The sequence below is a fragment of the Nostoc sp. genome (genome assembly GCF_036918245.1).
Classification (GTDB): Bacteria; Cyanobacteriota; Cyanobacteriia; order Cyanobacteriales; family Nostocaceae; genus Nostoc.
Genome location: NZ_JBALEF010000099.1, coordinates 1 through 17,763, shown reverse-complemented (window position 1 = coordinate 17,763; position 17,763 = coordinate 1). Strand labels below are relative to the sequence as shown.

The following is a 17,763-nucleotide window of genomic DNA, read 5'->3' as shown; positions in this document are numbered from 1 at the left end:
TTGCTGATACTGGTTTATCATTGTTCCTTGTTTGACGCCTATATTCCTCCATATTATCTCGTAGCCTTTTTCAGAAATCAAATATGATTCCTATAGTGCGATCGCCTAAGTTGTTGCTCTGCCGAAGCAGCGATATCTAGCAACAAATCGCTTTGCGTCACGCACTCCCCAACAAACTGAAGCGGTCTTCTTCGTGACGGGAGCGGTCTTCCTCGCAACGGGAGCGGTCTTCCTCGTGACGGGAGCGGTTTCTCTCGTGATGGGAGCGGTCTTCCTCGTGATGGGAGCGGTCTTCCTCGTGACGGGAGCGGTCTTCCTGGCAACGGAAGCAGTCTTCCTCGCGACGGGAGCGGTCTTCCTCGTGACGATTTACTATCAAAGGATAAATAAAAAACTCAAAATGAGGCAGCAGATGATCAAGTTTCCTCCTGCTACCTCTGCATTATCTTAACTACTCAATGCTTTTAAGAACCGTTGCAAACTCTTAAATACACTGGGCTTTCTCGCAGGTGTCGTGTCTATTGTTTGCGGTTGTCCTTTTAAAACAATGAGATCCAAATCATCACCAGATGGTTTTGTGGGTAATTCGGCAATTCTTTGATATTTGCCGTCGGTTTCCAGCCAAACTTCCCACTGTCCTGGATAGCAGCGATATAGGGCACTTTCATCGTCTATGGGGCGCACGTAATAGGCGGATTCAATAGTACTGATAAAACGATCGCGGATTTTTCTCGCTGTATAACCAATGCCCACAACCCCAGAATCTTCTAAGCGGGGATTTAACAAGACTAAAGGGCGATCGCCTATTACTTCACACAGCTTTTCCAACTGCGGCACTTCTACAGATGTGGGGGCAATGAATAAGAAAATTTCATCCTCTGGCTGAATTTTTGTCTGCAAGGAAGCAGCCCTACCCGTACCAATATCCAAAATTTGAAATGGTGCATCTGCCCAATCACGGCGGGCTAGAGCCGCAGCCCCAGCGTCAGCAAAGAAAATCTTCAAACGGGAATCATAATCTGTAAACGCCGGCAGAAATTGTTCCGCCACCGGCATAAACTTCAGTTCTGGGAACAGGAATTCAACTTGTAAGCGAGTACAGCCATCTGCAAGGGCAGCTTGGACGGCTACACGAGATTGGGCGATCGCATCTTCAAGACTATTTGGAAGTTCACTCATAATCTGTATGGTTCTGTAGTGTCTACTCCCATTGTTTCAGTATTGGCTCTTAATTATGACTTACGCAGACGAGATCACCCAATCCCCTTAAAACCCAGGGCTGTTTCACTTAAATATTCCCCTAATAATATAAATCCTCAAATATCTCCATTGAACTCAGTCGCCAGCAAGAGGATACTTAGGACAATATTTTTTAGACTAGTAAATAAACCTTATAAAAAACTTCGGAACACCCTATGCCTCTTCATAAACTTGAACATTTTGACCAAAATTATCGAGATACTTTTGGCGGAGACGATCTCAAAGCGCTGGATCTTTATACTGAGGGAGGAGACAGAGTTGGCTCAGTTGCTGACGTTCTAGTTGATGATAATGGTCATTTTCGGTATTTAATTATTGATATCAGCTTAGATTTTGTTAGCAAGAAAATCTTACTACCAATTGGTCTTTGCCGGATCAGTTATCCAGAAAGACGCGTCTATATTGATGGGTTAAGCAGACAGCGGATAGAAGGTTTACCCGATCATACAGAAGATGCGATCGTTAATAATGATTACGAAGAAAAGGTACGTAGTGTCTTTCGTTCTTCAACTAGCGGTGTGACTTCCGATCGCGATACATACAATTACCAAGAAGATCCAGATTTGTATGGGTTGAATGAGCAATCTCATCAAACTTTTAAACTCTATGAAGAACGATTAATTGCCAACAAACACCGCATCAAAACCGGAGAAGTAACGGTTGGTAAGCATATTGAAACAGAAACTGTACACGTTACAGTACCCGTTCAAAAAGAACGAGTTCTGATTGAGCGAGTTATGCCAACAGAAGCAGGAAAGGTTGTAAATTCTAATGAACTTCAGTTTCAAGAAGGGGAAATAGCACGCATAGAAGTGTACGAAGAAACTCCTGAGATACATAAAGAAGCATTTTTGCGTGAAGAAGTCCGGGTGAAGAAAGTAGTAGAACGGGACACTGTGGAAGCACAAGACACTATTCGTCGAGAAGAGTTAGATGTTGATACTGCGGGGAATGTACATGTGCAATAATATGGTGTTACTGCACATGAAGCTATTTAATTAGCTGGTTTATAAATTTGTTTGATAGATTTATCTAAAAATAATCATGCAGGCAAAGTTAATTTTTATCTCTGCCTGTGTTTTTTATTCAATAACAAGATTCTCGACTTTCTAAAGAGTCGGGGATCTTAACATTCAAAAAAATTATATTTTGAGAAACCATGCACAGATCCAAAAATACAAAACTTTGCAGTGAAAATATTAATATATCTGGTCAATCCCGTGTACTAAAGCTAGACATATCTTTACAAAAGTAAAGTTAGATGCTCCCAATTTCATGTCTCTAGTTAGCCATATCAATCAAAATTCTCTATAACTTTCGGTTATTTAACCCTGAAAATAATTCATTCGGCAGAAGGATGTACAAAAATAAATAAATGTCTAGTTTAGTTGGTAGGAGATGACAAAAAAAATATTTGAGGTTAAACATAATGGTTCTTTACAAATTAGAAGATTTTGAGCCTAGCTATCAAGAGAGCTTTGATGGTCATGACATTAAAGGGCTGGGTGTATATACACAGGGAACTGATGAAAAAGTTGGTACTGTTAGCGATGTTTTAGTTGATGAAGAAGGTCATTTTCGCTATCTAGTTGTTGACTTAGGCTTCTGGATTTTTGGTAAAAAAGTATTACTGCCAATTGGCCGCGCCCGTATTGATTATAACGTTGATCGCGTTTACACAATTGGCTTGACTAGAGAGCAAGCTGAAGATTTGCCTGAGTTCAATGAACGTCAAACCCTTGATTACGACTATGAAGAACGGGTGCGTGGTGTATATCGCCAACCCACAGACTACAACCTTCCTGTAGAAGCTGCAACACCATTAGACCCTTTAGCAGGATTAGATCCTTTAGGATCGCCTGTAACACCATTAGGTACAACTCCTACTTACGCCCGTGATAGCTATACTTCCGAAAATGAGCCTCCATTAGGTACAACTCCTACAACTCCTAGTTACGCCCGTGATAGCTATACTTACGAAAATGAGCCTGCTTTATACGGGTTAAATGAGCAAGATCATCAAACTCTGAGATTGTATGAAGAACGGCTGATTGCTAGCAAACGACGCCAAAAAACTGGAGAAGTAACGATTGGCAAGCATGTTGAAACTGATACTGCACGGGTTGCAGTGCCAGTAGAAAGAGAACGAGTTGTGATTGAGCGTGTAACTCCAGCAGATGCAGGTAAGGCTGTTTCTGGACGCGAAGCAGACTTCCGTGAAGGTGAAGTTGCTCGTATAGAAATCCATGAAGAAACTGCTGATGTTCGCAAAGAAGCATTTTTGCGTGAAGAAGTCAGAGTTAGAAAAGTAGTCGATCAAGACACAGTTGAAACTCAAGAAACCGTACGTCGTGAAGAGTTAGATGTGAATTCTGGTAATCTTCCGGTTGAAGAACGCTAACTAAATATAGTCATTAGTTATTAGCTAATGACTAATAATTAATTCTATAAAGTGCAGGTGAGGCTGTTGAATTAGCTTTACCTGTGCTTGCAATAACTGACACCACTTGGGATTTTTGATTGCAAATATTACTCTGGATATGAGTTGGATAAATGCATCGATCGCAAATATTTTCTAAATGGTATCCAGATGATTAATACATTTAATTTAGCTAAGTAGAAAGCAGTTAGTAAACCTTCCAGATGAATAGCCAAACTATGGCAAAAAACACTTTACAGGCAAAGGGTAATTCTCGCACTATCTCCTCACTGGCAGATTTAAGAAAGAAGGTGAACAATTTTGCTGTGTTTGATAATCAAGGTCAGCTAGTAGGAGTAGTTCATGATTTAATTGTAGATGGTAATCGTCGGCTAAACCTGATTATATCTAACCAGGCTAATCAAAAAACTGCTGAATATAGCCAGCAGTTAGCTGATAAATATCCTTCTTTATTTCGGTTGCAGAGCCAGAGAGTAAAAAAAATAGACAAGCCGACTCAATCTGTTTTCATAGACTTAAACAAATCAGAAATTGAATATATGCCTGAATATTTAGAATCAGAAACACCAGGCGATTTTAACTCAACTGAGCAAGTAGCCAACAATCAAATGACAAATAGCCCAGTTGAGTCATTAAATAATTTAGAACAGGTTCCTGAAGAACAGATTATTCGTCTACTAGAAGAACGACTAGTTGTTGAAAGCAGTAAGCGTAAAGTTGGTGAGGTAATTGTTCGCAAAGTAATCGAAACCCAGATGGTACAAGTTCCTGTCCGGCGCGAAAAGCTGATTGTGGAACAAATTAGCCCAGAACGCAAACAACTTGCAGAGATTGATTTAGGACAAGGAGAAATTCCTGGCGTTGATTTGACCGAAGTAGAAAGACTTGAAGTTACACATGACAAAGGTTTAACGGTAAGTGGCGAATTTAGCTCACCTAAAATTGCTAATTTATTATTGAATGCGATCGCACTAGAGCGAAATCACGGCTGTAAGCAGGTGCGTGTTACCATTACTGTTGAAGATGAGTCACACCAGAAAAAATACCAAGAGTGGTTTGACCGCTGTTCTAAAGGTCAATCACTAAAGCGATAACAATAAGTTTCTAGCAGATAAATTATTAGGGTGAGCATTGCACACCCTATTTTTTTGCTGATTTAAGAAAAGAAAGTTTAAATTTTCACTCTTTACTCCCTAATTGTCTAGAGTGAATGTCTCTAAAGCAACTTAATTTACAATACTAAGTAGTTGCCGTTCTTTTGGCTACTTGCAATGAAATTTCGACTGAAGAGACTTTCACTCAAGAAACGACAGCATCTGATCTCACCGATTCAGATTAAAGTTCAAGATGGAAAATTTGAGATTATAGGTATGGGTGCATGGCATTCCTACTGGCGCGATCCTTATCATCTGCTGCTAACGATTCCCTGGACTGGCTTTCTGCTCCTGATTTGTACTTTCTATGCAACTATTAATGCTCTATTTGCCCTAGCTTACTTGAGCGGAGGAGATTGTATTGCCAACGCCCGACCTGGCTCTTTTTTTGATGTCTTTTTTTTTAGCGTGCAAACCCTAGCATCCATCGGCTATGGGGCAATGTATCCGAAAACAACTTACGCCAACATTATTGTCACGATTGAAGCAATGATCGGTTTGGTGGGAATTGCTGTGATGACAGGACTAGCGTTTGCTCGATTCTCTCGGCCTACAGCCCGTGTACTCTTTAGCCGTGTTGCTGTGATTACAGTTCATGATGCGATGCCGACTCTGATATTTCGCAGCGCTAATAAGCGTCGCAATACGATTCTGGAGGCGCAGATGCGAGTCTACTTGATGCGCGACGAGGTAACTTTAGAAGGGCAGTTCATGCGTCGGTTTTACGATCTCAAACTGCTAAGGAACCAAACACCTAGCTTCACGTTAAGCTGGTCAGTGATGCATGTCATTGATGAGTTTAGTCCTTTATATGGGATGACACCAGAATCGTTAACCCAGACAAATACTATGCTGATTGTCTCTTTGAGTGGCATTGATGAAACGGTTGTCCAGGTCGTCAATGCCCGTCATAGCTATAGTGCTAATGAGATTTTGTGGAACAATCAATTTGTCGATATCTTTCACCACACACCCGATGGAGATCGCTACATTGATTACAACCGCTTCCACGATGTTTTACCTTTAGAATGAAGAGGTTAAATTTCTGAAAGTTACTCAGAAGTCTGATTCAGTGCTGGTTGTAAGGGTTTAACGACCACTCGACCATTTTCAATTACAGTGCAACTTTTAACCATGCTCTTACTGTGGTTAACTGGCACATCCTGGCACTGCTTTTGGTAGGAGATATTTTGCTCTTGTTGTTGGTTGAGGACGACAACAGAGCAGGCGCAGGAAGCAAAGGACATATAACTTAATTTGGATCTCTATATCTATTATCGCGCTACTGATGCTGTTTGGCTGAAAAATTTGCTACTCATGTCTTTTGATCCTTCAAAGCTCTTGTCAAATTTATGGTAAGTACTTGCTTTATTGTGCTTGTAGCCTGTTTGATATATCTAAACCAATTAAACAGGAAAGCGGTTATATATCCCGCCCCGCTTTCCTCCCTGCCCAAACTTGTTTGCCAGGGTTAGATAGTGGGTTTTTCTAATGAAAAAATTTTTGAGATATCTGGGTTTAGGTTTGCTATCTACGTTCTTGACTGCTACTCCCGGATTGGGGGCTGAACGCATTAGCTTTTATTATCCTCCCTTCGGCGAATTTTCCTTATCCGTGGACTCGCTGGAAACCTTTGCTAAAGAAGGCAAAATCGATCAAGATTTTTCATTTTATGCTAGTCGTGCGACTCCCGAACAACTCGCTCAACTCCGGGATCTACTCCAGCAGCGCTTTAATGTCACTCCTACACTAGTATCTCAAGTTACCTACTCACCGATAGGCGAGCAGCTGGTGCAACAACTGGGAAAATTACTCCTCACTGAGTCTCGAATAAATGGCTTCTATGCCATACGTGCCTCTTTAATTTTGTCTGCTGCCGATCAAAAAGAGGGTTTAACGGTTGTCAATTTACTGCGGAAATTTCCTAGCGATACTATCCGAGTGAATTTCACAGAAGGGTTAAGGATAGTCGATGACTTGTCGCAATTGATCAAAAGAAAGGATGAAGTTTTTGCCTCTCTGCAAAAAGAAGCGATCGCTCAAGCAGCCACTTCCAAAATTGATTTCTCCCAAAAACCAGATTTGCGATCGCCAGGAAAATTCACCTGGCAGAAAAAAAGCCTGGAGTTAAATGACATTTCTCGCTCACGCCGTCTACCTGTGGATATCTATCTGCCGTCAGCAGGTTCAAAAAACGCTGGAGAATTACTCTCGCCTCCCTTTCCCCTGATTGTAATTTCTCACGGACTAGCCTCAGACCGCTCTACCTTTGTCTACCTAGCTGAACATCTAGCATCCTATGGTTTTGCCGTTGCTGTACTGGAACACCCTGGTAGTAATGCCGAACGCTTTCAGCTATACTTTGCGGGTTTGGCAGGGCCGCCAGATGCAGCAGAATTTATCAACCGACCTTTGGATATCAAATATCTACTCAATGAACTCCAGCGTCTAGATAAATCCGATCCCAGCCTCCAGGGAAAACTCAATTTTCAGCAAGTTGGGGCGATTGGTCAGTCCTTTGGTGGTTATACTGTTTTGACTTTAGCAGGAGCGAATATTAACTTTAGCCAACTGAAGCGAGATTGTAATCCCGATAATTCTTCCTTAAATTTGTCGCTGTTTTTGCAGTGTCAAGCAAACGATTTACCACCAATAAATTACGAACTCAAAGACGATCGCATCAAGGCGATCATTGCGATTAATCCCATTGACAGTTCAGTTTTGGGTCAGGGAGGAATCAGTCAAATTAAAATTCCCGTCATGCTGGTAGCAGGTAGTCAAGATGTTTTCGCACCACCCGTATCTGAGCAAATTCGCCCCTTTACCTGGCTTTCTGACTCCAATAAGTACCTGGCTTTGATTGAAAATGCCACCCACTTTTCAGCGATCGCCGAACCTACTCCTCAAAACGATGTCTTACCTGTGCCACCTGCCTTGCTGGGTCCCCCCGATCGTGCTGCTGTTTATTCCTATCTCAACGCCCTCAGCGTCGCTTTTTTAGAAACCCATCTCCTCAACCGCCCTGAATATCGTTCCTATTTGCAGCCTTCCTACGCCACTTTTATCAGCAAAGAGCCGCTTAATCTCAGTATTTTACAGTCGTTGTCGGTAGCTCAGTTCAATCAAGTTTGGAGTGGATCAACTCCCCAGTCTAGCAAACCATCAAATCCTCAACCTACTCCTACCCCTTATCAACCTTTGAGGCAATGAAACAGCCCTGTTGCTTTTGCAGGGGGTTGGAGGGATCAAAAACCTGTGGTGCAACTTTCAAATACTTGTGTGTAGACACAAGTATTTGAGGAGAATTAGGGAGGATCGAGGTTTCCGGTTTTCAATAGACTTCTTGCATAAATCAAAAGCCCTCACCCTAAATCCCTCTCCCAAAGGAGAGGGACTTTGAAATAGACTTTAAAATTGGCTCCCCTTCTCCCACACTTGGGAGAAGGGGTTGGGGGATGAGGGCTAGTTTTACATTCGTGCAAGAGGTCTAATGCGTAAATCCTGAGTGGTTCTCAATGGCGTGGAATACAGGAAGAAGCCTACAAATCTGTTAGCAGCCTTGCTTTTCTCAGAATAAATGTCATTACAGTTTCTTTTTTGGAAATGATATCAGCTGTAACTTCCATCCCTGATTGAATGGGATAGGATTTATCGCCCTTTTTTAAATAAAGTCTCTCTGCCTCTATTGTCACCTCATAGTAAGGCGCAATTGGATTGCCGTTAACTTGAGATGTAATAGCGTCGGCGGTTATGGCTCTAACAGCTCCTTTGAGGATGCCGTAATCTGGGTACGGATAGGCAGAAAGCCGCATTTGTACTTCCCCCTCTGAACATTTTGTTACTTGTCCGGCTTTACACACCTGTACTTTGCTAATATCAGAAGCGGCAACACGGCCTTTGATCACCAGAGGTGCTTTACTAGGAGCAATTTGAGCGATCGCATCCCCAATCCGTACAACTTGCCCAGGATTTCTTAATTCTAGTTTCAGGATAGTACCTGCCTCTGAAGCCTGAATTACAGTTTTTTGCAGTTCTGTTGAGAGTTGTTTTAGCTCTTCTTGAGCGCTGCTGATTTGATTTTGAATTTCTACTTGACGCCCAATAAGTTCTTGTCTTTCTTTATTCAATGCAGCTAGGGTAGACTCACCCTTTGCCCGTTCTTGGGCAATGCGTTCTTGGGCAATCTGCACATTTGCACTACTGGGATTGAGTCCAGTTTTGATCCGTTCTAATCTAGCAAGTGCTGCTTTGAAAGCTTGTTCTTTTTCTTTAATTTGTAAAGCTGCGATCGCTCCAGTATCTGCTAGCTGCTGATATCGCTTCAGTTCCTCCCTCGCTAACTCCACAGAGGCTTCTACTTCATCCACTTCTGCCTTAGTGGTAATTCGCTTGTCTCCATAATCCCGTTGATTACGACTCAGATCGGCTTGTGCAGAGATAATCGCCTGTCCCATCGAATTGGATTCAGCTATGATTTGAGTCTGTAGCGCTCTTAGTTGTGCATCGATTTGCTTTCTTTGTAAATGATTCTGCCGGATATTTCCAGCAATTTGGCTTTTTTTACTTTGTAATTGGGTGTCGTAGAGCAGTGCAATCTCATCTCCCCTTTTCACAACTTGATTTTCTTTCACCCTAATGCTTCTAACCGTCCCCTCTGCTGCTGCTTGCACTAACCGTATTTCTCCGGTTGGACGGACAGTACCATCTGCTTTCACTACTATGTTGTATTGAATAAAACTTGCAAGTCCGAACGCAGCGCCAACACTTCCAATTAAAAATAGTCCTCCAAGCCTTGTCCAGATGCTGATTGGTGGAAGATATTCGTCGCTTTCAACTGGGCGGAGAAAGTCTGGTTGGGGATCAATAAGCATGAGCGCTAAAAAATATTTTGGTTGTGCAAATAATCTCGCCAAAAAATATTGTTAGCTTTCGCTTGATAACCAAGACTTAGCCTGGATGTATTGGTTATCTAACAACAAAATTTATATACATCTTAGTTTAGACAACAACCAGCGCATTTTAGTATCAATACCAAATCTTTATAATTCTCCTCTAAAATTTTACTCTTTCTTCATTTATTTGCAAACAATTTGTACAGTCGATAAAACTTTTTTCCCATTAATCAATAATTAAGCAAAGTTAGACGTTTTTCTATTAGAAGAAATTATCTACATTAAGCTCATTTTTGTATCAAATTACTCATATTAGATAGATTTTGCGTAATAACACGCTTTCAAAAATGCATAATCATTGTTTTGAGTTTGATACCTTTTTAGGTATAACTCATACACAAAATGTTATTTAGTTTGCTTGACTATATCTTTAATTCTAGGCTTTTTAATTATTTCGTCAGTATTAATACGTAATTAACTGAACTTCTACATTTTTTACAACAAAGTTAAGTTATGAGTTCGCCATATTTATCAAGACTTACGCATAAAAAACCTGAAACTTAGATATGCCTAACCTCGCTTAAAAAGGGGAAACCCTAGAAGTTCTCTTCTTAAGCGGGTTAGGGGTTCTCTTGTATGTAAGTTATATGTATATCAATCTATATATATATTGATATACATATATTGAAAATTATTTTTAATTAAATTTGTATAAATACCATCTATGTAATATGTTTGCAAAACAGGCATAATACACATTTCTTTAACAACTAGTTGCTTGACCTATTTTGTAAGAGCCGTATAATACATCTAACGACACGAGAAAGTTACTAAATATACTCTTTTACGTTTATATCTATTACTTTCAAGTGACGTGAATTTAACCCCAACAATCAAGCTAGAACTAAAATCATGGAAAGCATATTGTTTACTGCATTAAGCAGCAACGAAGAAGCCAATCTCTCTGGTGGTGGTAACGCCAATGGCGGCAGAGGCGGCAGAGGCGGCAACGGCGGCAGAGGCGGCGATGCCACTGGTGGCGTTTTTATCGGTGGTGGCACTGTTGCTGGCGATACTGCTGGAGGAACTACAAGTGGTGGAGTTGGTGCAGCTGGTGGAGCTGGTGGAGTTGGTGCAGCTGGTGGATTGGGCGCAGGATAGAAAATTCATCGCCATAGGCAAACATCTGAGGTTTAGTAGAAGGGAAACAATAAACGTCAAGAGGCGATTAAACGCTCCCTTAGAGAAATCAAGCTTCGCGTTTGAAATAATTTACCCTGTTGCCTCAGGTTAAGTTACTTTTACACGTGACTCAATTGCTAATCGACTTAATCGTAAACAGCAATAGCTATTTCTTTATGGCGTTAATTGTAACAGAGTTGATTGTTACCTACTTACTTTTCCTAAAGTTACTAAATATACTCTTGACGTTTATATCTAGTAATTTTGAGTGACGTGACTTTAATCCCAACAATCAAGTGAGAACTAAAATTATGGAAAGCACATTGTTTACTGCATTAAGCAGCAACGAAGAAGCCAATCTCTCTGGTGGTGGTAACGCCAATGGCGGCAGAGGCGGCAGAGGCGGCAACGGCGGCAGAGGCGGCGATGCCGTTGGTGGCGTTGTTCTCAATGGTGATTCTACTGTTGTTGGCAATACTACTGGAGGAGGTACTACTGGTGGAGCTGGTGCAGTTGGTGGAGTTGGTGGAGCTGGTGGAGTTGGTGGAAGTGGCATAGGATAGAAAATTCATCGCCATAGGCAAAACTATGAAGTTTAGTAGAAGGGAAACAATAAACGTCAAAGAGACGATTAACCGCGCCTTTTAAGACACGATTAACCGTGCTTTAGATAAATAAAGCGTCGCGTTTGAAATAATTTACCCTGTTGCCACAGGTGAAATTACTTTTGCACGTGCCTCAATTGCTAATTGACCTACCAGCCATTAGCTAGTTCTTGGACGCACTCATATTACATAGTTTTTTGTTACCCATCTACTTTTCTTAACCAAACTTAACATTGACGTTGCCCACCAGCAACCGTCGATAAGTTTCAGCAGCGCTTTTCCCTAAACATACTGTTCACCTTTGAGTAGTCTAGTAGGGAAACAAGCGCTGCTACTTCTTAAATCGACCATATTCATCACAATCTAATAACTTGTGGATAGCGAAACTCTTTTTACAGAACTTACTCCAAACGAATAAGCAAGTCTGTCTATTAGTTTGGAGCAAGTAAGGTAAACATACCAAAATTCCCGATATTTTCTCTGTTGAGATATGGAATATAACCATTTTGGTACGCCCTTGCTCTCGTTATCTTAAGTGAAAACAGCCTTGTCAAAAGTTCAAAACTGATAATTGGCAATTTAGGTTAACTTAAGTCTGCTTTTGCGGATGCTAGAAGCCTGTGGCATTGCATTGGACTCAAAAGTGATTTGAATTTTTAGCGCTTTGAATTGTGCATCGATTTGCGCTTGTTGTAACTGATTCTGCCGGATATAATAGCGCTTTTCGTTTGAATGAATAGAAGGTAGGGGCGCACAGCAAGCTTGCTGTGCGCCCCTACGAATTACTGTACTTCACGCCATTGAAAACTGCTATATTTCCGAGTATTTGGCTTTTATTATTAGATAAGTGCCTTGCCTGTATCTATTTAGTATGTTAATATAAAGCTTATATACAGCTAAATATAAATAACGTCAGTTCGGGTTAAAAACTCAAATTTGATTACTTGGACGAAAGAATAACGCTTTCACACTCTCAAAACTAATGACAAAATCAAGGTTTCAGCTTATCCCGAACTCAGGTTAAATAACAATTTGTGCATTTTAGTATGAACGCTAAATATTTATAATTTTTATCTAAAATTTTTTTTATCCTTTTTTAATTTATTTGCAAAAAATTTGTATTATGAAGCTTTTTCCAATTAATAAATCTTTAAGCGAATTTGAACGTTTATATATCAAAATAAATTATATTTACTCCCAATAATGTTGTATAAAATAAGCTAAATAACGAGTTGTTTACCTAAAAATACTTATTCAAAAATGCCGAATCCCAGTTTTAAGTTTTATAAATCTATTTAAGTACATTTCGTATAAAAAATGTTATTTGGTTTGTTTGACTAGATATTTAATTCTGAAAATTTTCTTTATTTACCACTATTAATAGCTAAGTAGCTTAATTTATACATTTTTTTTTAACCAAATTAAGCTTTTAGAGCGTAATTTCATATATTTATCAATATATCAATCTATCAATAGATATATATTGATACCTGCAATTTTTTGATGAATAAGAACTTATTTTTAATTAAATTTGTATAAATACTACCCATGTAACATATTTGCTCTTAAACAAATAGTAGCTTGACCTATTTAACAACAGTCGTATAATACATCTAGCGACACCAAAAAGTTAGTAAATATACTTTTTTACCGTTTATATCTATTACTTTGGAGTGACGTGACTTTAATCCCAACAATCAAACGAGAACTAAAATCATGGAAAGCACATTATTTACTGCATTAAGCAGCAACGAAGAAGCTAACCTATCTGGTGGTGGTAAAGCCAATGGCGGCAGAGGCGGCAGAGGCGGCAATGGCGGCAGAGGCGGCGATGCCTTTGGTGGCGTTACTATCGGTGGTGGCACTATTGTTGGCAATATTGATGGAGGAACTACAACTGCTGGAAATGGTGGAGCTGGTGGAGCTGGTGGAAATGGTGGAAATGGTGGATTGGGCATAGGATAGACAATTCATCGCCATAGACAAACATCTGAGGTTTAGTAGAAGGAAAACAATAAACGTCAAGACGCGATTAACAGCCCCCTTAGAGAAATAAAGCGTCGCGTTTTAAATAATTTACCCTGTTGCCTCAGGTTAAGTTACTTTTACACGTGACTCAATTGCTAATCAGCTTAATAGTAACCAGCAATTAGCTGTTCTTTTGGTGGCTTTAATTCTAACATGTTCATTGTTACCTACTTACTTTTCCTAAAATTACTAAATATACTCTTGACGTTTATATCTAGTAATTTGAACTGACATGACTTTAATCCCAACAATCAAATGAGAACTAAAATTATGGAAAGCACATTGTTTAGTGCATTAAGCAGCAACGAAGAAGCCAATCTCTCTGGTGGTGGTAACGCTAATGGCGGCAGAGGCGGCAGAGGCGGCAGAGGCGGCAGAGGCGGCGATGCTACTGGTGGGGTTTTTATCGAGGGTACGTCTACTATTGTTGGCAATACTAGTGGAGGAACTACAACTGCTGGAAATGGTGGAAATGGTGGAAATGGTGGAGCTGGTGGAGCTGGTGGAGATGGCATAGGATAGATAATTCATCGCCATAGGCAAAACTATGAGGTTTAGTAGAAGGGAAACAATAAACGTCAAGAGACGATTAACCGCGTCTTTAGAGAAATAAAGCGTCACGTTTTAAATAATTTCCCCTGTTGCCACAGGTGAAGTTACTTTTGCACGTACCTCAATTGCTAATTGACCTACCAGCCATTAGCTAGTTTTTGAACGCAATAATCGTACATGGTTTTTTGTTACCTATCTACGTTTTCTTAAACAAACTTAACATTGATGTTGCCTACCAGCAACCGTTGATAAGCTTCAGCAGCGCTTTTCCCTAAACATACTGTTCACCTTTGAGTAGTCCAGTAGGCAAACAAGCGCTGCTACTTCTTAAATCGACCATATTCATCACAATCTAATAACTTGTGGATAGCGAAACTCTTTTTACAAAACTTACTCCAAACGAATAAGCAAGCCTGTCTATTAGTTTGGAGTAAGTAATGTAAATATACCTAAAATTCCCGATGTTTTTTCTGTTGAGACATCAAACATAACCATTTTGGTACGCGCTTGCTCTCGTTATCTTAAGTGAAAACAGCTTGATCATAAAGTTCACAACTGAATAATTAGCAACTTAAGGTTAACTATGGAATGCACTCAAACATCCCCCATGTTTATCTCACTAACTCAAACCGAAGAAGCAAACTTGTCTGGTGGTGAGGCTACAGCTAGTAGCACTGCGGTTGTAACAAACGGAGCGCCTGGACAAGATGGAGCGCCTGGACAAGATGGAGCACCTGGACAAGATGGAGCATCTGTTGTGCAAGGAGGTGTACTAAATTTACAGAGTTCCGGACTAATTCTAATTAATAGAAGAAAAGAACTTTTAGAAAGGCTATCGTCTCGACTAAGAATTCTAAGAAAAAGATAATACAACTAGACTGTTGGTCACATTTTTAGCCATGCAGGGATAAAACCCTGCTATTTTTTTGAGTTTTGTCACGATGTTATTGGATACTGGAGTGCGAAATGAAATACCAAGTTGTTACACAACATAGTGAAGAAGATTGTGGAGCTGCTTGTCTTGCTTCCATTGCCAAACACTATCGGCGTAACTTTACATTAAATCGCATCCGGGAAGTTGTAGGCACTGGGCAACTAGGAACAACATTATTGGGACTGAGGCGGGGAGCGGAGGCACTTGGTTTCAATGCGCGATCGGTCAGGGCGTCAAATGAAATATTAGACCGGATGAACCAAGCGCCACTACCAGCAATCATTCACTGGAAAGGCTACCACTGGGTTGTTTTGTATGGTCAAAAAGGCAAGAAATATATAGTTGCCGATCCCGCAGCTAACATCCGTTATCTCTCTAGAAAAGAATTAATAGAGGCTTGGCCAGATATGGTAATGCTTTTACTAGAGCCAGATTCGGTTCGCTTTTATGCCCAACCGGATGATAAGATAGGCGGCTTTGGGCGCTTTGTGCGGCGTGTATTGCCTTATCAAGGCATATTATTCGAGGCTTTTTTCTGCGCTTTAGTTCTAGGTCTGATTTCATTAACTTCTCCATTCCTAATCCAAATTCTTACAGATGATGTACTAGTTCGAGGTGATACAAGGCTTCTTGCTGCTGTGATTATTGCCGTTATAGTGATGAATTTTGTGGGAAGTAGTCTGCAACTAATTCAATATAATCTCATTGCCCATTTTGCCCAACGGCTTGAGTTAGGGTTAGTTCTAGAATTTGCCAGGACAATCTTGAGATTACCCCTGACTTACTATGAATCGCGTCGTAGTGGAGAGATTGTTAGCAGATTGCAAGATATTCAACAAATTAATCAGCTAGTTTCTCAAGCAGTTGTCAGTCTGCCTAGCCAATTGTTTATTGCAGTGGTTTCTTTAGGTTTCATGCTGTTCTATAGCTGGAAACTCACCTTTGTTGCCTTCATTATTGCTATTGTGATGTCTTTATCTACGGTTGTGTTCCTGCCTACACTTCAACAAAAAGTTAGAAGTCTATTGGTTTTAGAAGCAGAAAACCAGGGCGTTCTTGTTGAAAGTTTTAAAGGGGCGCTAACACTCAAAACCACTGCTGCTGCTCCTCAGTTTTGGGAAGAATTTCAGAACCGATTTGGACGATTATCAAACCAAATATTCCGCACAGTTCAGATTGGAATTATTAATAATGTTTTTTCTGGGTTAGTTTCTGGTATTGGCAGCATTAGCTTGATTGGTTTCGGCAGTGTTCTAGTTATTAGTAAGGAACTAACTATTGGTCAATTGCTGGCATTTAACGCGATGAATGGTAATTTTTTAGCATTCATTGGTACTATCATCAGATTTATAGATGAATTCACTCGTGCAAAAACTGCTACGCAGCGTTTAACAGAAGTTATCGACTCTACACTTGAAACTCAAGGCGATAGTAACAAACCCTTTGCTAAAATTCCTAGCAATGCTGATATTATTTGCACAAATCTCAACTTTCACTACCCTGGGAGGCTAGAATTACTGGAAGATTTCTCCCTAACTATTCCTGGCGGTAAAGTTATTGCTCTAATTGGTACATCTGGCTGTGGTAAAAGTTCTCTAGTTAAACTGATTGCAGGTTTATATTTGCCTAATTCTGGTAATATTCGCATTGGTATTTATAATCTGCAAGATTTAGCCCTTGATTGTTTACGGCAACAAGTCGTCCTCGTTCCGCAAGATGCTCATTTTTGGAGTCGCTCAATTATTGAAAACTTTCGGTTAGGTTCTCCTCACGTCACCTTTGAGCAAATTGTCAACGCTTGCCAAATTGCAGAGGCAGACGATTTCATTAGTAAACTACCTGAAAAATATCAAACTGTATTAGGTGAATTTGGCTCAAATATTTCTGGTGGACAACGGCAAAGATTAGCTATAGCAAGAGCCATCATCAACGATCCACCAGTCCTGATTTTGGATGAATCAACAGCTGGACTCGATCCAGTTAGTGAAGCTCAAGTTTTGAATCAGCTGTTGTTGCATCGCCAAGGCAAAACTACGATTCTGATTAGCCACCGTCCTAGAGTAATTGCCCGTGCTGATTGGATTGTGCTACTAAATCAAGGCAAATTACAAATTCAGGGGACTGTGGAAGATTTGCGTGTCCAACCAGGAAACCATTTAGACTTTTTAACTCCTTAATTAAGCTGATGGACTTTATGGCATTTTTTAGGTATTTAGACCATTTCTTTGTGAGGCTGCGCCAAACTCTTTTAACTTCTTCTTTCTTTGTGTCTTTTGCGTCCTTTGTGGTTCGTTTTTCTTTCTTATCCTTAAACATGGTTTAGCGCATCTTCATACAGAATTGGTATTAGGCCATAACTTAGACAGAGAATAGCGAGTGGTGTCAATACTGCGTAGGTTTTGCCTAAAAAATAGAAATGTGTAGCGACTGTTTTAAAAGTCAAGCGTAGGCGTAGCCCGTCGTAGACATCGCTTTGTTTGTGGAGATTTATGAAAGCGATGCCTACGGGGGCTACGCCTACGCACCTGTGTAGTTGATCGCGGTACGACAAAGTTTGAAGTACTTCAACACGACTTCGGAGTACCTCAACACGAGTTTGAAGTACCTCAACACGAGTTTGGAGTACCTCAACAGGAGTTTGAAGTACCTCAACAGGAGTTTGAAGTACCTCAACAGGAGTTTGAAGTACCTCAACAGGAGTTTGAAGTACCTCAAC

At 40.4% G+C, this 17,763-nt stretch carries 16 protein-coding genes; 12 read left to right on the top strand and 4 right to left on the bottom strand.

Features of this window, described 5'->3' with window-relative positions; all coding sequences use genetic code 11:
• Positions 1–193 precede the first annotated feature (193 nt).
• Complete coding sequence (locus V7L12_RS28690; RefSeq protein WP_335089566.1) at positions 194–451, top strand: hypothetical protein; 258 nt, start codon at positions 194–196, stop codon at positions 449–451.
• Here the strand turns inward: V7L12_RS28690 and V7L12_RS28685 are convergent.
• Positions 448–1,179, bottom strand: a complete 732-nt coding sequence (locus V7L12_RS28685) for a DUF1995 family protein (protein ID WP_335089564.1) — start codon at positions 1,177–1,179, stop codon at positions 448–450. The two genes, V7L12_RS28690 and V7L12_RS28685, sit on opposite strands and share 4 nt — an antisense overlap.
• Before the next feature lie 236 nt (positions 1,180–1,415).
• On the opposite strand from V7L12_RS28685, the gene V7L12_RS28680 reads away from it, so the two are divergent.
• The 4 genes from V7L12_RS28680 to V7L12_RS28665 all read left to right on the top strand — a co-directional run bounded on the left by V7L12_RS28680 (position 1,416) and on the right by V7L12_RS28665 (position 5,886).
• Positions 1,416–2,228 carry a DUF2382 domain-containing protein gene (locus tag V7L12_RS28680; protein WP_335089563.1) on the top strand — a complete coding sequence of 271 codons (813 nt, stop codon included), beginning with the start codon at positions 1,416–1,418 and terminating at the stop codon, positions 2,226–2,228.
• 461 nt (positions 2,229–2,689) lie between these two features.
• The gene (locus V7L12_RS28675; RefSeq protein ID WP_335089561.1) at positions 2,690–3,661 is read left to right on the top strand and encodes a DUF2382 domain-containing protein; all 972 of its coding nucleotides are present in this window, start codon (positions 2,690–2,692) and stop codon (positions 3,659–3,661) included.
• Positions 3,662–3,903: 242 nt separating this feature from the next.
• Positions 3,904–4,794, top strand: coding sequence for a YsnF/AvaK domain-containing protein (locus tag V7L12_RS28670; protein WP_335089559.1), 891 nt, complete (start codon positions 3,904–3,906; stop codon positions 4,792–4,794).
• 177 nt (positions 4,795–4,971) lie between these two features.
• Positions 4,972–5,886, top strand: a complete 915-nt coding sequence (locus V7L12_RS28665) for an ion channel (RefSeq protein ID WP_335089557.1) — start codon at positions 4,972–4,974, stop codon at positions 5,884–5,886.
• A 20-nt stretch (positions 5,887–5,906) separates the two neighbouring features.
• Here V7L12_RS28665 and V7L12_RS28660 read toward each other — a convergent pair whose 3' ends face one another.
• Positions 5,907–6,101 carry a hypothetical protein gene (locus V7L12_RS28660; protein WP_335089555.1) on the bottom strand — a complete coding sequence of 65 codons (195 nt, stop codon included), beginning with the start codon at positions 6,099–6,101 and terminating at the stop codon, positions 5,907–5,909.
• A gap of 244 nt (positions 6,102–6,345) precedes the next feature.
• Here V7L12_RS28660 and V7L12_RS28655 point away from each other — a divergent pair, with 244 nt between their 5' ends.
• Positions 6,346–8,064 carry an alpha/beta hydrolase gene (locus V7L12_RS28655; RefSeq protein ID WP_335089553.1) on the top strand — a complete coding sequence of 573 codons (1,719 nt, stop codon included), beginning with the start codon at positions 6,346–6,348 and terminating at the stop codon, positions 8,062–8,064.
• A gap of 329 nt (positions 8,065–8,393) precedes the next feature.
• Here V7L12_RS28655 and V7L12_RS28650 read toward each other — a convergent pair whose 3' ends face one another.
• Positions 8,394–9,725, bottom strand: coding sequence for an HlyD family efflux transporter periplasmic adaptor subunit (locus tag V7L12_RS28650; protein ID WP_335089551.1), 1,332 nt, complete (start codon positions 9,723–9,725; stop codon positions 8,394–8,396).
• A 933-nt stretch (positions 9,726–10,658) separates the two neighbouring features.
• On the opposite strand from V7L12_RS28650, the gene V7L12_RS28645 reads away from it, so the two are divergent.
• The 6 genes from V7L12_RS28645 (at position 10,659) to V7L12_RS28620 (ending at position 17,224) form a co-directional block, all read left to right on the top strand.
• A complete protein-coding gene (locus V7L12_RS28645) occupies positions 10,659–10,907 on the top strand; it encodes a hypothetical protein (RefSeq protein WP_335089549.1) in 249 nt (82 codons plus the stop codon).
• Between the two features lie 332 nt (positions 10,908–11,239).
• On the top strand, positions 11,240–11,491 hold the full coding sequence (locus V7L12_RS28640) for a hypothetical protein (protein WP_335089547.1): 252 nt from the start codon (positions 11,240–11,242) through the stop codon (positions 11,489–11,491).
• Between the two features lie 1,758 nt (positions 11,492–13,249).
• Positions 13,250–13,498: a hypothetical protein gene (locus V7L12_RS28635; protein WP_335089545.1), complete on the top strand. Its 249-nt coding sequence runs from the start codon at positions 13,250–13,252 to the stop codon at positions 13,496–13,498.
• Positions 13,499–13,831: 333 nt separating this feature from the next.
• Positions 13,832–14,083: a hypothetical protein gene (locus tag V7L12_RS28630; RefSeq protein WP_335089543.1), complete on the top strand. Its 252-nt coding sequence runs from the start codon at positions 13,832–13,834 to the stop codon at positions 14,081–14,083.
• A gap of 613 nt (positions 14,084–14,696) precedes the next feature.
• On the top strand, positions 14,697–14,981 hold the full coding sequence (locus V7L12_RS28625) for a collagen-like triple helix repeat-containing protein (RefSeq protein ID WP_334817697.1): 285 nt from the start codon (positions 14,697–14,699) through the stop codon (positions 14,979–14,981).
• Between the two features lie 98 nt (positions 14,982–15,079).
• Positions 15,080–17,224, top strand: coding sequence for a peptidase domain-containing ABC transporter (locus V7L12_RS28620; RefSeq protein ID WP_335089541.1), 2,145 nt, complete (start codon positions 15,080–15,082; stop codon positions 17,222–17,224).
• Positions 17,225–17,355: 131 nt separating this feature from the next.
• On the opposite strand, the gene V7L12_RS28615 is transcribed toward V7L12_RS28620, so the two are convergent.
• Positions 17,356–17,763 (bottom strand): hypothetical protein (locus V7L12_RS28615; protein WP_335089539.1); only part of this gene is annotated, 408 nt, incomplete at its 5' end.